Source organism: Rothia sp. 88186D007BW (assembly GCF_053544215.1).
On record NZ_JBPPTR010000003.1, the window covers coordinates 32,442 to 46,199 of the forward strand.

At 55.7% G+C, this 13,758-nt stretch carries 12 protein-coding genes and 1 pseudogene; 8 read left to right on the top strand and 5 right to left on the bottom strand.

Annotated elements, in window-relative coordinates; translation table 11 throughout:
• The first annotated feature begins 107 nt into the window (after positions 1–107).
• On the top strand, positions 108–830 hold the full coding sequence (locus ACEE09_RS02280) for a hypothetical protein (protein ID WP_449081704.1): 723 nt from the start codon (positions 108–110) through the stop codon (positions 828–830).
• 162 nt (positions 831–992) lie between these two features.
• On the opposite strand, the pseudogene ACEE09_RS02285 reads toward ACEE09_RS02280, so the two are convergent.
• The 5 genes and pseudogenes from ACEE09_RS02285 to ACEE09_RS02305 form a co-directional block, all read right to left on the bottom strand.
• Positions 993–1,456: pseudogene (locus ACEE09_RS02285) on the bottom strand (aldehyde dehydrogenase family protein); the annotation flags it as partial.
• A 238-nt stretch (positions 1,457–1,694) separates the two neighbouring features.
• Positions 1,695–3,398, bottom strand: coding sequence for a DUF885 domain-containing protein (locus ACEE09_RS02290; protein WP_449081706.1), 1,704 nt, complete (start codon positions 3,396–3,398; stop codon positions 1,695–1,697).
• Positions 3,399–3,457: 59 nt separating this feature from the next.
• The gene (locus ACEE09_RS02295) at positions 3,458–3,772 is read right to left on the bottom strand and encodes an acyl-CoA carboxylase subunit epsilon (protein ID WP_449081707.1); all 315 of its coding nucleotides are present in this window, start codon (positions 3,770–3,772) and stop codon (positions 3,458–3,460) included.
• Between the two features lie 14 nt (positions 3,773–3,786).
• The gene (locus ACEE09_RS02300) at positions 3,787–5,391 is read right to left on the bottom strand and encodes an acyl-CoA carboxylase subunit beta (RefSeq protein ID WP_449081709.1); all 1,605 of its coding nucleotides are present in this window, start codon (positions 5,389–5,391) and stop codon (positions 3,787–3,789) included.
• Between the two features lie 220 nt (positions 5,392–5,611).
• The gene (locus ACEE09_RS02305) at positions 5,612–5,896 is read right to left on the bottom strand and encodes a YciI family protein (RefSeq protein WP_449081711.1); all 285 of its coding nucleotides are present in this window, start codon (positions 5,894–5,896) and stop codon (positions 5,612–5,614) included.
• 114 nt (positions 5,897–6,010) lie between these two features.
• On the opposite strand from ACEE09_RS02305, the gene ACEE09_RS02310 reads away from it, so the two are divergent.
• The 7 genes from ACEE09_RS02310 (at position 6,011) to gatC (ending at position 13,752) form a co-directional block, all read left to right on the top strand.
• Positions 6,011–6,862, top strand: a complete 852-nt coding sequence (locus ACEE09_RS02310; RefSeq protein ID WP_449081713.1) for a biotin--[acetyl-CoA-carboxylase] ligase — start codon at positions 6,011–6,013, stop codon at positions 6,860–6,862.
• Between the two features lie 52 nt (positions 6,863–6,914).
• Positions 6,915–7,406 carry a PH domain-containing protein gene (locus tag ACEE09_RS02315; protein WP_449081714.1) on the top strand — a complete coding sequence of 164 codons (492 nt, stop codon included), beginning with the start codon at positions 6,915–6,917 and terminating at the stop codon, positions 7,404–7,406.
• 221 nt (positions 7,407–7,627) lie between these two features.
• A complete protein-coding gene (locus ACEE09_RS02320; protein ID WP_449081716.1) occupies positions 7,628–8,755 on the top strand; it encodes an adenylate/guanylate cyclase domain-containing protein in 1,128 nt (375 codons plus the stop codon).
• The gene (locus tag ACEE09_RS02325; RefSeq protein WP_449081718.1) at positions 8,752–9,825 is read left to right on the top strand and encodes a PP2C family protein-serine/threonine phosphatase; all 1,074 of its coding nucleotides are present in this window, start codon (positions 8,752–8,754) and stop codon (positions 9,823–9,825) included. Before ACEE09_RS02320 ends, ACEE09_RS02325 begins: the two co-directional genes overlap by 4 nt.
• Positions 9,826–9,924: 99 nt before the next feature.
• On the top strand, positions 9,925–12,081 hold the full coding sequence (ligA, locus tag ACEE09_RS02330; RefSeq protein ID WP_449081907.1) for an NAD-dependent DNA ligase LigA: 2,157 nt from the start codon (positions 9,925–9,927) through the stop codon (positions 12,079–12,081).
• Between the two features lie 540 nt (positions 12,082–12,621).
• Positions 12,622–13,299: a transglycosylase family protein gene (locus ACEE09_RS02335; RefSeq protein WP_449081720.1), complete on the top strand. Its 678-nt coding sequence runs from the start codon at positions 12,622–12,624 to the stop codon at positions 13,297–13,299.
• Between the two features lie 156 nt (positions 13,300–13,455).
• Complete coding sequence (gene gatC, locus ACEE09_RS02340) at positions 13,456–13,752, top strand: Asp-tRNA(Asn)/Glu-tRNA(Gln) amidotransferase subunit GatC (protein ID WP_449081722.1); 297 nt, start codon at positions 13,456–13,458, stop codon at positions 13,750–13,752.
• Positions 13,753–13,758 lie beyond the last annotated feature (6 nt).

The following is a 13,758-nucleotide window of genomic DNA, read 5'->3' on the forward strand; positions in this document are numbered from 1 at the left end:
GCTAGGTGATAGCTGGAAAATCTTTAATTAAAGTGCAAAATTTTGAAAGAAATTTTTTGAACTTTGTTAAATAATATACGTTAGGAGAAGAGATTTTTATGTACAATGTGGATCTTATTAAGGAATATTTTTGTAATGAAGATATTTTCTTTCAAGGATATGTTGAGGCATGGTCGGAAAGCAGATGGGGTCGGATTCAAGAAGGTAGAGTTCAAGAAAGTGATATAACTGCACTGTTGTTAGCGACAAATGGATCCCTAGAGGATCGAATTATTGAGTTTTTTATATATGAAGCTGGCTTGTTGCTTGAGAGTGGATGTTTCTATAGACTCCGTTCCTCTCAGGATCCCTTGATTAAAAAGTTTCGGCGGCGCGATGAGGCTGGGAATTTGGTAAAAAATGTTCCTGATATTTTCGTGACTAAAGAAAGTGCTTCGGGTGATGAGGTGACTCTAGTTGTTGCGGTTGAGCTTAAAAAGAATGCCCAGGTAAATTACATAAACTGCCCAACGGGAAAGCATTTGCGTTATAGTAATCAGATTGTTTGCTATGCTGAGGGATGTTGTTTTTCAGATGAATTAAAAGACATTGTTCGATATATTTGGCTTTCCCCGAAGCGAAAAAAGAGGAGTCATCGAGGGGTTAATGGCGAAAATCAGATGATGGGTTGGGGTTTTGATGAACAATTTTCGCATGAATTTTTTGAGTTTCAGCAAAATGTTTTTTCATCATTATGGCGTCATGCCAATCTCGAAAACTTATGTGAAGAATTAGATGAATCAATTGAAGGGGTGATTTTGTCAAAAATTATTAAGGACTGGATATCCTGATAATTGCTTGTAGCTAGCTTGGGATAGCAAAGGCTCCGCCTTCCTTCTGCGGACTGTGCCAAACCAGTCTAGGAAAGGCGGAGCCTAAGAAAGCTTATTCATAAGGGAGCGTGAGCCTGTGGAACCCCTTATGAATAAGCCTCAAGCTATCAGGGGCAGATTTTAGAAGAGCCCCATCGGCTTATCTGAGTAGCTGACCAGCATGTTCTTGGTCTGCTGGTAGTGAGCCAGCATCATCAGGTGGGTCTCGCGGCCGATGCCTGACTTCTTGTAGCCACCGAAAGCGGCGTGGGCCGGGTAATTATGGTAGTTGTTGATCCAGACACGGCCAGCCTGAATGGTGCGGCCTGCCCGGTAGACGGTGTTTTCTGGTCGCGCGTCCAGACACCCGCACCTAGACCGTAATCGGTGTCATTGGCAATACGCATAGCCTCATCAAAATCAGTGAAAGAGGTAGTAGCCAGAACCGGGCCAAAAATCTCTTCCTGGAAGATACGCATGTCGTTGCTACCGGCAAAAACGGTAGGCTGAATGTACCAGCCGTCCGCCAGATCGCCGCCCAGCTCACAGGCCTCACCGCCCACGAGAACATTCGCGCCCTCGTCCTTACCAATCTTCAGATAGGCAGGCCAGGCCCTGGTAGCCCTGATTGTCGCCAAGCGCGAGGGTATTCTGAACGAGGAACTCTATAAGGCTCCCCGCACTGAGGGCGGCTTTGTAGCTGAGGACGTCTACGTCCGTCTTGGCGAGGCACCCCAGGTGCCTGCCGCGGCAGCGTCCTAATACTCCACTACCACATAGCAGAGGGCGGGCCCTGCACATCGGTCGGTGTGCAGGGCCCGCCCTCTTGTTCTCTTGTTCAGGCTAAACAGCTAGCGCCCGGCGCAGGGTATCTAGCCCGACTGAGCCTAGAAGTAGGGCGCGGGTGTGGAAGTCGCGGTCAGAGATCCCGGCGGCGCGGGCGTCCTCACGCAGCTGGAGCCAGAGGCGCTCGCCCACCTTGTAGGAGGGGGCCTGACCCGGCCAGCCCAGGTAGCGCAGGAACTCAAAGCGGCGCTGGCCCTCAGAGAGATCCAGGTTAGCCTCCAAGAACTTATAGCCCTTCTCGGCGTCCCAGATGCCCGGCTCGACACCCAGCTCAGTGACCCAGCGTTCGGGAATCTCAAAACCGCAGTGCAGGCCAATGTCGAAGACCACGCGCGCTGCGCGCAGGCGCTGAGCATCCAGCATACCCATACGGTCGCCCACATCAGAAAGATAGCCCAGCTCATCCATCAGACGCTCAGCATAAAGCGCCCAACCCTCACCATGGCCCGAAACCCACACGGCCTTAGCCCGCCACTGGTTCAAGGTCTCCGCCATAGCCGTTGCATACGAAACCTGCAGGTGGTGGCCGGGCACACCCTCATGGTAGACAGTTGAGGTTTCACGCCAAGTGCCAAAAGTGTCCTCACCCTCAGGCACAGACCACCACATGCGCCCGGCTCGCTCAAAATCGGCGGACGGGCCGGTGTAATAGATACCTCCTTCTTGGGTGGGGGCAATCATACATTCGAGCTTGCGCAGCGGCCCCTCAATAGTGAAATGCTCCTTGGCCAGGTCATCAAGGGCAGCATCAGAGAGTTTCTGCATCCAAGCCTGTAACTCGGCGGTACCCTTGAGCGTACGCTCAGGGTCAGCATCCAGCAGGGCCTTAGCCTGGTCAATGGTGGCACCGGGTTTGATAGCCTCAGCAACCTCCTGCTGGGCTGCGATGATGCGGTCAAGCTCCTCAACACCCCAGGCGTAGGTCTCTTCCACATCAAGGCTAGTACCCACAAACTGGCGAGAGTAAAGACTATAGCGTTCACGGCCCACCGCATCGGCCTCAGGCGCGTCAGCCCGTAGAGTCTCTTTGAGGTAGGTGAGAAGTTCCCCGTAGCCTTCCTGAGCGGACGCCGCGCCCTGGGCTGCAAGGTCAGCCTGCTCAGGGGCTGCCTCCGCAACCTCACCTGCCAGGGTGTCGAAGAAGCCGCCCTGGGCAATGTAGGCGGTAACCTGCTCAATAACAATATCTACCTGGCGTACCGCCGCTACCCTACCTGTGGCTCGGGCAGCTTCTAAGGTCTGAATATAGCCACGAACCGCTGCCGCGACCTTACCTAGACGGCCCGCAATATGCGCCCAGTCCTGGGCTGTTTCGCGGCTCATCAGGTCAAAGACGGCCCGGATACTCTGAACGGGGGAGGCAATATTGTTGAGTTCCCAACCGCCCAAACCTGCCTGGTGCATCTCAAGTTTCAGGCCCAGACGCTCACGCATAGCATCGATAGTGACCCGGTCAGTCTCATCAGCTGGCTCGACCCCATCAAGAGCCGCTAAAGTCTGACGGGCCAAATCAATCTCGGCCTGAGTACCGGCAGGAGAGTAGTCAGGGTACTCAGTCTCCCGGCCCTTACGGCCCTCGATAGTGGCAGAAGCCGGGTCGAGTTCTAGGATCTTCTCGTAGTAGTCGTTAGCAATCTGATCGACCGCAGTTTGTGCACGGTCGGCCTTGAAAATCTGGGGTAAATCTGGGTGTAGCGTCATGCCCCTATTCTAGGCCACGTGACCCACAAAACAGGGCGGGGGGGAGAAGGAGAGGCCAACTACTGGGGCCGGGCCCGCTTCCAAGAACCAGGGCCCGGGCGCAGCCGCATACCCAGACGCTGGGTATTGTTCAGGCGGCGCTGCCACATCTCCGAGGCAGTCTCCTGCTGAGAATCAGCCTGAGCCTGCAAAGCCACTATAAGGCTGGCCAGTGCAGCTAACTCTTCATCAGTGGGGTTACCCCGCACCACCGAAAAAGCGGGGGCGGGCACCTGCTCATCACCAGCGTCCTGCCCCTGGGCATCACCGGGCGCGGACGCAGGCACCGGCTTCTTACCGAAACCCAGCAGAGAGAGCGGATTGGGAGTTGGCATAATCTATCGACCCCTTAGAGCGGAATATTGCCGTGCTTTTTAGCGGGAGTTGCCGCACGCTTATCGCGCAGAGCCCGCAGAGAAGAAATAATACGCACACGAGTCTCAGAAGGAGCAATCACCTCGTCAATGTAGCCCAGCTCAGCAGCCTGATAAGGGTTGAGCAGCTCCTCTTCGTACTTGGCAATAAGCTCAGCGGTCTTAGCCTCAACGTCACCGCCCTCTTCGGCTATGGCAGCTAGCTCTCGGCGGTAGAGAATATTGACCGCACCCTGGGCACCCATCACACCAATCTGGGCGGTCGGCCAAGCCAGGTTAATATCGGCACCTAGCTTCTTAGAACCCATCACAATGTAGGCACCGCCATAGGCCTTGCGGGTAATCACAGTAACTAACGGCACGGTAGCCTCAGCGTAAGCATAAAGTAGCTTGGCGCCGCGGCGGATAATGCCGTTAAACTCCTGGTCAGTACCCGGTAGGAAGCCAGGCACATCAACAAAGGTCAGAATCGGGATATTGAAAGCATCACAGTTACGCACAAAACGGGCGGCCTTCTCCGAGGCGTTAATATCAAGGGTCCCAGCAAACTGAATCGGCTGATTAGCCACAATACCCACAGTCTTACCCTCAACCCGGGCATAACCAATCATGACATTAGGGGCATAAAGGGCCTGCATCTCAAAGAAATGCCCGTCATCGACAACCGCCTCAATAACCGCCCGCATATCATAGGGCTGGTTAGCTGAATCCGGTATCAAGGTATCAAGGTCCAGATCCTCAACAGTAATCTCAGAATCCTGGTCATGATCCAGCGGGAAAGTCTCGGTGAGGTTGTTCGAGGGCAAGAACTCAACAAGCTCACGGACGAAATCAAAAGCGTCCTCTTCATCCTCAGCCAGGTAAGTAGATGTGCCAGTGACCGCGTTATGCTGGCGGGCACCACCGAGGCTCTCCATATCAACCTGCTCACCGGTGACAGTCTTAATAACATCCGGGCCGGTAATAAACATGTGACTGGTCTTATCAACCATAACAATATAGTCAGTCAGAGCAGGGGAGTAGGCTGCACCACCGGCACAGGGGCCCATAATCACTGAAATCTGCGGGATAACACCAGAGGCGCGCACATTCATGCGGAAAATATCAGCAAACATGGCCAAGGAAGCCACACCCTCCTGGATGCGGGCGCCACCACCGTCATTAATACCGATAATGGGGCAACCATTTTGCAGGGCAAACTTCTGCACCTTCACAATCTTCTCACCATTAACCTGCGAGAGAGAACCACCATAGACGGTGAAATCCTGGGAGTAGACCGCAACGAGACGGTCATCAATGGTGCCATAACCAGAAACCAGGCCATCACCTACCGGCTTCTTCTTCTCCATACCAAAGGCCGTGGTGCGGTGCTTAGCTAGGGCATCAAACTCAACGAAAGACCCCTCATCAAGGAGCATGTCGATGCGCTTGCGGGCGGTCTGCTTGCCGCGCTCGTGCTGGCGGTCGATGGGGCCCTGGCCGGTGGGGGCGAGGGTTTGCTCGCGGCGGGCGTAGAAGTCAGCGATTTTACCGGCGGTGGTGGTCAAATTGGGGGCATCGGTGGTGGGGTTATCGCTCATGCTGTACCTGCCTCGTGCGCTGGTGGGTCAATGATGTGGGGTGACCTGGGATTAGGGTCATTCTGTTCAACTATAGACCGGCCACCCCCGTGCGCCCAATTATTCTTGGGTTTTTGAGTGGTTTTTGCAGATAAAGATGGGGTGTCTCGGTGAGCTAAAACGGGCTGAAGCAGGCTCACCCTATCTGGGGGCCTGCTTCAGCTGCTTGAGATTCTTGAGGCTACTTGCCGACCTTGCCGATAACAGCATTCCATTCGCGGGCAGTGTAACCGGTCAGCACGCCACCGGTGCTCATGGGGTCTGCGGCGATGATGCCATCTAGGTCTTGGCGATCTTCAGCGACGAAGATGAGTAGGGCACCGGCCGGGTCCCCATCGAGGAAGGCACCTGCCGCATGGAGCTTACCTTCTTCGTGGAGTTTGGCCAGGTACTCACGGTGGGCGGGGCGGTGCTCAGCTTGTAGCTCAGCCGGGCCATAAGAATACTGCACAGCGTAAACGGTCATAGTGGAACCTTTCGTAGGGGTCAGACATTTCCAGTATTGCACCACCAGGCCGGTGAAAGGGCGCATGACCCCGTAGAATAAGGGCCGAACTTATGTGAAATAAAAGGAGCACCTATGGGGCAGTTGCAGGCTACATCAGTGGAAGTGAGCGGATTCGATCGGGTAGAGATTCTACCGTCGGTGGGCTCAACCAACGACTACGCCCGGCAGATTCTTGTGGGAGATACCCTCGTGCGCCGCAGCTATGGTGAGCTCTCCTTGGTATCAACAGCCGACCAGAACGCGGGAAAAGGACGCCTGGATAGGGTCTGGGTGGCCCCGGCCGGTACTGCTTTGGCCACCAGCTTTATTGTGCGCCCGCACGTGAACCCCATGAATAGGGTGGCCCCTGACCAGTACCACTGGTTCACTTCCCTGGCGGCGCTGGCTGCTTGTGATGTTTTTGAGCAGCTTGCGGGGCTGCGCCCCTCTATTAAATGGCCTAACGATGTGCTGCTGGGTAACCGTAAAGCCTGCGGTATTCTGGCCCAGCTCATCATTGAACCTGAAGGGCAGATTTCTGTTGTGGTGGGTATCGGGTTGAACCTGAATCTGACCCCAGATAATGTGCCTGTTCCTACCGCTACCAGTGCCCTCATGGAATCTGGTCAGCCGGTTGATCTCAACCAGGCTCTTACGGTCTTGGCTAACAATTTTGCCCGCTACTATCGGGACTTTGCGGCGTCCGGCTTTGAAGCGGATGCCCTGACCGGCGGAAATTCACTACTGACCCGTTTGCGTAACCGAATGAGTACCCTGGGTGCCACTTTGACCATTCACCTGCCTGGGGATGAGACTTTTAGGGGCACCGGTGTTGAGCTGACCGCAGAAGGGGAGCTGGTCGTCCGCGCCGAGACGGGTGAGGAGCGCAGCTTCACGGTGGGGGATGTGGTGCATGTGCGTCCCCAAGGCTACGGCCAGGCTTAGCTACCTCCTGGGCGTACCGGGTAATCTTCAGAAAGCACCGCTAGAATCACCGATGATGAAACTTCGAGGTCAGCTCTACCCAGCAGAACACACCCTTGCCGCTACCCGCGCCCATGGGGTGCTGCTGGTGCGCCCTTTGAGCTATTTTTTTGCTGCCATGACCGCCTGGAGCTTTGCCTCCGCCATAGGTACAGGGGCACCTGCCTGGTACTACCTGGGGCTGGGGTTGGCTGTGTGGCTGGTCTGGTTGGGTGCGCGGGGGCTTCTGCGCTGGGCTACTACCAGCTACCTGCTCACTAATCAGCGGCTAGTCATTAGGCGGGGCTTGTTATCTGGTAAGGACGTGAGCGTCCCGCTTCTTGAAATTGAAGGAGTGAGCGTGGGCAACCGGCATTTAATGGGCCTGACGGATGCGGCGGCCTTGACTGTTCATGCTCGCGGGGGCCTCTACGTCCTGCGGTCTGTGCCGTATGCTGACCGTTTTAGTCAAGAGATTCGTAGTGCTCAGCAGGCCCTCTTGAAGGGGTCTTCTCCCTCGGTGTGAAGCTTGTAATATGGGGCTGATATGTCGTGATGAGCTAGCTTGGTTCGATAAAAAGTGATGGAGGGCATAGAATAGGCGATGGCGCCCAGTAAGTGACGACATTTTGTAGCCTGTATCACACTATATGGGTATTCTGGAAGTAGTTAACTGCTTGCAGCCTCAGCCCTAGGGCTCACAGCCCCTAGAACAACATAGCACTCACCAAAAGAAGGAAGACTCCAGTGGAGAAGTCAGCACCCGGTAGCGGCACCGCCGAACAGGTCGGAACCGCACCCAACCGGAGCAGGCACCCCCATAAACATGTGCAAAGCCAGCTCTACCGTAGCAACGAAGCACGGCAAGGAGTTCAAGAACTCGAACGTGCTCTCTTGGGGGAAAACCGCAACATGAAGCGCGGCGAAGTTGCAGATCAGGCCGGGGTGCCACTACTAACAGCCCGCAAAATTTGGCGTTCCCTAGGCCTTCCCAACCTCACCGATGAAGACACCTACTTCACCCAGGCCGACAGCAAAGCCCTGACAGCAGTTACCTCCTTAAGCAAAGAAGGAAAACTCAGCGAAGAAGCAGCCCTCTCCCTGACCCGTTCTGTAGGGCAGATGATGGATCGCATGGTGGTCTGGCAGATTGAAGCTCTAGTCGAAGATATGGTTATTAACGGCGGGCTCACCGATACCGAAGCCCGCGGCGAACTTCTAAGCCTACTGCCTCGCCTCATCGAAGACCTAGAAGACATCACTGTCTACGGCTACCGCCGCATGCTCAACGCAGCAATCCTGCGCCTTGCCCTACGCGATGAAGAAGGCTGTAGTGACCTCTCCGAAAGTGACCTACCACTGGCCCGCGGAGTAGGCTTTGTCGACCTAGTCTCATACACCTCACTCTCACGCGAAATGAACGAGCGCACCCTAGCCCGCCTGGTCAAAAGCTTTGAGCAACGCTGCGCCGAAGTTATCGCAGTGGGCGGCGGGCGCATCATCAAAACGGTAGGCGATGAAGTCATGTACCTAGTCGAAACCCCTGAAGACGGTGCCCGTATCGCACTAGCCCTCTCAAAACTCATCAGTGAAGACCCCCAGCTACCCGAAGCCCGCGTATCTTTTGTCTGGGGCAGGGTGCTACCCCGCCTAGGGGATATCTACGGGCCGACCGTAAACCTAGCCTCCCGCCTAGTGGCACTCACTGAACCCGGAGTCGTCCTCACCGACGTGTTTACCGCTGAAACCCTCGAAGACGACAAACGATTTGTACTTATCCCCCAAGGCGTGCGCAACGTGCGTGGCTTTGGCAATGTTAAGCCCGTAGCTATCACACCGGGCATCGGTAACGAACTGGAGATCGATTTCGAATGACTCACGCCCCTCACCTCACCATCTACGCGGGCAAGTCAACCGACGTAGGCCAATACCGCGATAACAACGAAGACTCCATGATCGTTGCCGGCAACCTCTGCGTGGTCGCAGACGGCATGGGCGGGCACGAAAAAGGCGAAGTAGCCTCCCGCCTGTGCACCCGAACCTTAGCCTACGCCCAGATGTTTACGCTCCCCGGCGGTATGACGGAAGAAGAAGCCACCTTCCAGCAAGAACTTGCCAGCGAAACCCAGAGCGACGAAGGGCAGACCCGTCGCTTCCGCAAGCGCCGCAAGGAAACCTCGGCCCTTAACCGCCAGATTCTTAGAACTCTCGATAAAATCAAGAACATTATCGGTCAAGCCGATGAGACCATCAAAGCTGCCCTCGACCTGCGAGCAGGCACAACAGTTACAGGTGCCTGGCTCACCCACATCGGGAATCAACCCATGTGGTTTATCTTCAACGTAGGCGACTCACGCACCTACCGCCTTGCCCGGTCTGAAGAGATACACCCTGAAGAAGCTCTATCTGTTTCTAACGGACCAGTCGAGGGGTTAGAACTAGAGCAGATTACTGTAGACCACTCTGAGGTGCAGTACCTGGTAGACACCGGCCAAATCACCGCCCTAGAGGCCCTGACCCACCCGCGCCGCAACGTCATCACCCGAGCCCTGGGCACCGGTAATTACTGGGAGCCTGACTTCTGGGTCATTCCTGCCCGCGAAGGCGACCGCCTCATGATGTGCTCCGATGGTCTTTCTGGTGAACTCTCCCATAACTACATGGCACGAGTGCTGGCCACCGTTGAACACCCCCAGGACGCCGCCGACGTACTCCAGATGGCGGCCCTACGCGCCGGGGGGCGAGATAACATCACCGTCATTGTGGCAGATGCTATCACCGTAGAAGAATCCGAAGCCCGTGAGGCTGAGCTCAAAGCGCTGACCGAAACAGACGCCCACCAGATTGTGGCTCACATCGACGGCTACGACTACACCCACACCACCACCACGGAAGAAGAGCAGTTCCACTCTGAAAAAGAACTGCACCGGGGTATCAACGGCTAGGGTTGAGCAGGGATGTCATAGGGCAGAATAGATAGGGTGAGTGAAAACAAAGACCTTCCCGGTGTAGAAGAAGAAACCGTGCACGGCGTTGACCGTGACCTGGTCGAAGGCCAGGGCGTTGCCCCCGCTATTAAGGAGCGATACGCCCAGCTCATTGACCAGGTGCGAGTAGCCCGCCAAAGCTACTACGTTAACGACGCCCCCACCATCTCTGATGCTGACTACGATGCCCTCTACCGTGAGCTTGAAAAGCTCGAAGCCCAGCACCCCGAACTGGTAGCTAACGACTCACCCACCCAAGAAGTTGGCGGCGAAGCCTCAGCAGCTTTTGCTCCGGTGACCCACCTGGCCCGCATGTACTCCCTCGAGGACGTCTTCTCCCTCGAAGAACTCGGTACCTGGTTAGACCGCGCCGAAACCAACGCCCAAGAAATGACGGGCGCTCGCCCTGCCTGGCTGACTGAACTCAAGATTGACGGGCTGGCCGTCAACCTGCTTTACCGCAAGGGCAAACTGGTGCGTGCCGCCACCCGCGGCGACGGAACCACAGGGGAGGACGTAACCCACAACGTCCTGACTATCGGCACGATCCCCACCCAGCTTGCCGGGAAGAATCACCCTGAAGAAATTGAAATTCGGGGTGAAGTCTTCATCTCATCAGCCGATTTTAAGATTCTTAACGAGCAGATGGTGGAGCAGGGCAAGGCTCCTTTCGCCAACCCGCGTAATGCGGCGGCGGGTTCTTTGCGGCAGAAGGACGCCGCCCTGACTGCCGAGCGCCCCCTGAGCATGTTCGTGCACGGAATCGGCGCCCGCACCGGCTTAGATATCGCCACCCAGTTTGAAACCTACACCCAGCTGCAAGAATGGGGGCTACCCGTCAGCCCTTACTCCCAACTGCTGACCAGCCGCTCAGAGATCCTTGAGTTCATTGCAACTTACGGGGAGAAACGCCACTCCCTGGTGCATGAAATTGACGGCATTGTTATTAAGGTCAATGACTTTTCTACCCAAGAACGCCTGGGTTACACTTCTCGCGTGCCCCGCTGGGCTGTGGCCTATAAGTACCCGCCTGAAGAGGTTAATACTAAGCTGCTGGATATTCGGGTAGGGGTGGGGCGTACCGGTCGTGTGACCCCCTTTGGGGTGATGGAGCCTGTGAAGGTTGCTGGTTCAACGGTCGAGATGGCTACCTTGCATAATCAGGACGTCGTCAAAGCTAAGGGCGTTTTGATTGGCGATACCGTGGTTCTGCGCAAGGCGGGGGACGTTATCCCTGAAATTGTGGGGCCGGTAGTGGCTCTGCGTGATGGGAGTGAACGGGAGTTCGTCATGCCCACCGACTGCCCTTCTTGTGGGCAGCCTCTAGCTCCTGCTAAGGATGGGGATGTAGATATCCGTTGCCTCAATGCCCGCTCTTGCCCGGCCCAGCTCACAGAGCGCGTGAACCACTTGGCAGGCCGTGGGGCTTTTGATATTGAGGCTCTGGGGTATGAGGCTGCTAAGGCGCTGACAAACCCGGCAGCCCCCGAGCAGGCTCCTTTAGTGTCAGAGGCTTTTCTCTTTGACCTGACCGCCCAGGATCTTGCTGAGGTGCGGATCGAGCGGGAAAAGAAAGTCAAAGGTGAGCCTACTGGTAAGACGGAGTTGGTGCCTTACTTCTATACCCGGGGCACTGCTAAGAAGCCGAGTGCCCCTACCCGTAATACTGAAAAGCTTTTTGAGCAGTTGGAGAAAGCTAAGAGCCAGCCCCTGTGGCGGGTGGTGGTTGCCTTGTCTATCCGGCATGTGGGCCCTACCGCGGCACGGGCCTTGGCGGCCGAGTTTGGGTCTATGGAGGCGATTCGTTCAGCTAGTGAGGAACGGTTGGCAAATGTTGATGGTGTAGGTGCCATCATTGCTCGTTCCCTTAAAGAGTGGTTTGCCGAAGACTGGCACCGGGAAATTGTGGAACGCTGGGCTGCTGCGGGTGTGCGGATGGAAGATGAGCGCGATGCGTCGGTGGAGCGCACCCTTGAGGGGCTGACCATTGTGGTCACTGGAACCCTAGCCCGCTTTACTCGTGATAGTGCTAAAGAGTCCATTATTGTGCGTGGTGGGAAGGCTTCTGGGTCGGTTTCTAGGAAGACTAGTTTTGTGGTTGCCGGTGAGTCTGCTGGTTCTAAGCTAGATAAAGCTGAGCAGTTGGGGGTTCCGGTGCTAGATGAAGAGGGTTTTGAGCTGCTCTTGGCGCAGGGGCCGGACGCCTTTGTTTAGGTGCTAGGTCACAGGAAGGTCACGGGGACGTATAAACCTGTAACCTAAATGTGACCTAGGCCCCTGTTCGCCACGGGGGAAGTGGTGGGAAGTTTAAAAAAATTTTAAGGCTGCAGCAACCTACCTTAAAAACAGACAAGTTTCTCGTGATTAAAATTTTTTGTCCCCATTTAAACCCCAGAAATACACGCTTTGTGTCGGTGTTAAGGGTGATACAAGCCTGTCTTTAAAACATCTTCACCCAGAGGGTGGGGGAGGTGTCGGCAGGCACGGAGTGCGGTGATCTGTTTCAAACAGGGGTTGGCAAAGCTGAAATCGTTACGTTATCGTTATCAACGAATCAAAAACGACCGGCACGAACCACTTCGCAACGGTCAATAGCTCACAGTGGAAGCTGTGGGCGCATGCTGGGCTCTACCGCACACCTGATGCCGTCTACAGGGTAAAGCCTCAAGGAATCCAATCTACGATTACGGGTAGACGGCAACGCAAAGACGTCCAGGGATGGAAAGAGCGTAAGGTGGCCTAATGGAGCATTTCATGACTTCCAACATTCGTCGTTCAGCAGCAGTACTTGCAATCGGTGGCGCAGCAGCAGCAAGCCTGGCAGCTACCCCCGCAGCCAACGCCGCTCCCCTCGAAGCTTGGGAAGCCCTCGCACAGTGCGAGTCCGGTGGCAACTGGGCCATTAACACCGGTAACGGCTACTACGGTGGCGTCCAGTTCTCACAGACCTCTTGGAACGCAGCCGGTGGCACCGGTAGCCCCGCAGCTGCTTCAAAGGCAGAGCAGATTCGTGTTGCTGAAAACCTTCTTCAGATGCAGGGCTGGGGCGCCTGGCCTGCATGCGCTGCCAAGCTGAACCTTTACGCTTACGGCACCGCAGGCGCACCTGCTGCTCCTGCTGCAGCTGTAGCACCCCAGGCAACCGAGGTGACCGAAGTTGCCGTAGCTCCTGTTGTTGTAGAAGCTGCCCCTGTTGCTGTAGAAGCTCCTGCAGCCGAGGTTGCTGTTGCTGAGGCACCCGCCGCAGAAGCAGTTGCTGAAGCAGCACCTGCAGCTAACACCTACACCGTCAAGGCTGGCGACACCCTGTCAGAAATCGCTTACGCTCACGGCTTCAACGGCTGGGACGAAGTTCTGGCAGCTAACGCTGACCTGATTCAGAACGCTGACGTCATTGAAGTTGGCTGGGTTCTGACCATCCCCGCTAAGTAAGACCTTCCCGGTTCTTATCCTTTGAGCGGATTCTGATCTCACACTGTTGCCCCCTAGCCTGTGCAGGCTAGGGGGCAATTCTTTTTAAATCGTGTTATGACCGTCGGCGGGCTAAGATAGACAATGAAAACCTATGTCTAACTCGTGGAAGTGATTATGTCTGCTATTACGAGTGAGCAGGTGGCACACCTTGCCATGCTGGCTCATATCGAGATGACTGATGAAGAGCTAGCCGCTATGGCCGCTGAGCTCGACGTCATCGTAGAATCCGTTAAGTCAGTCTCAGACGCTGTCTCAGACGACATCCCGGCAACTAGCCACCCCATCCCGCTGAAGAACGTTTTCCGTGAGGACGTGGTGGGCGAAACCCTGAGTGCTGAGGAAGCGCTCTCAGGTGCCCCCGACGCTGAGGACGGTAAGTTCAAGGTTCCGGCAATTCTGGACGAAGACTAAGGAGCG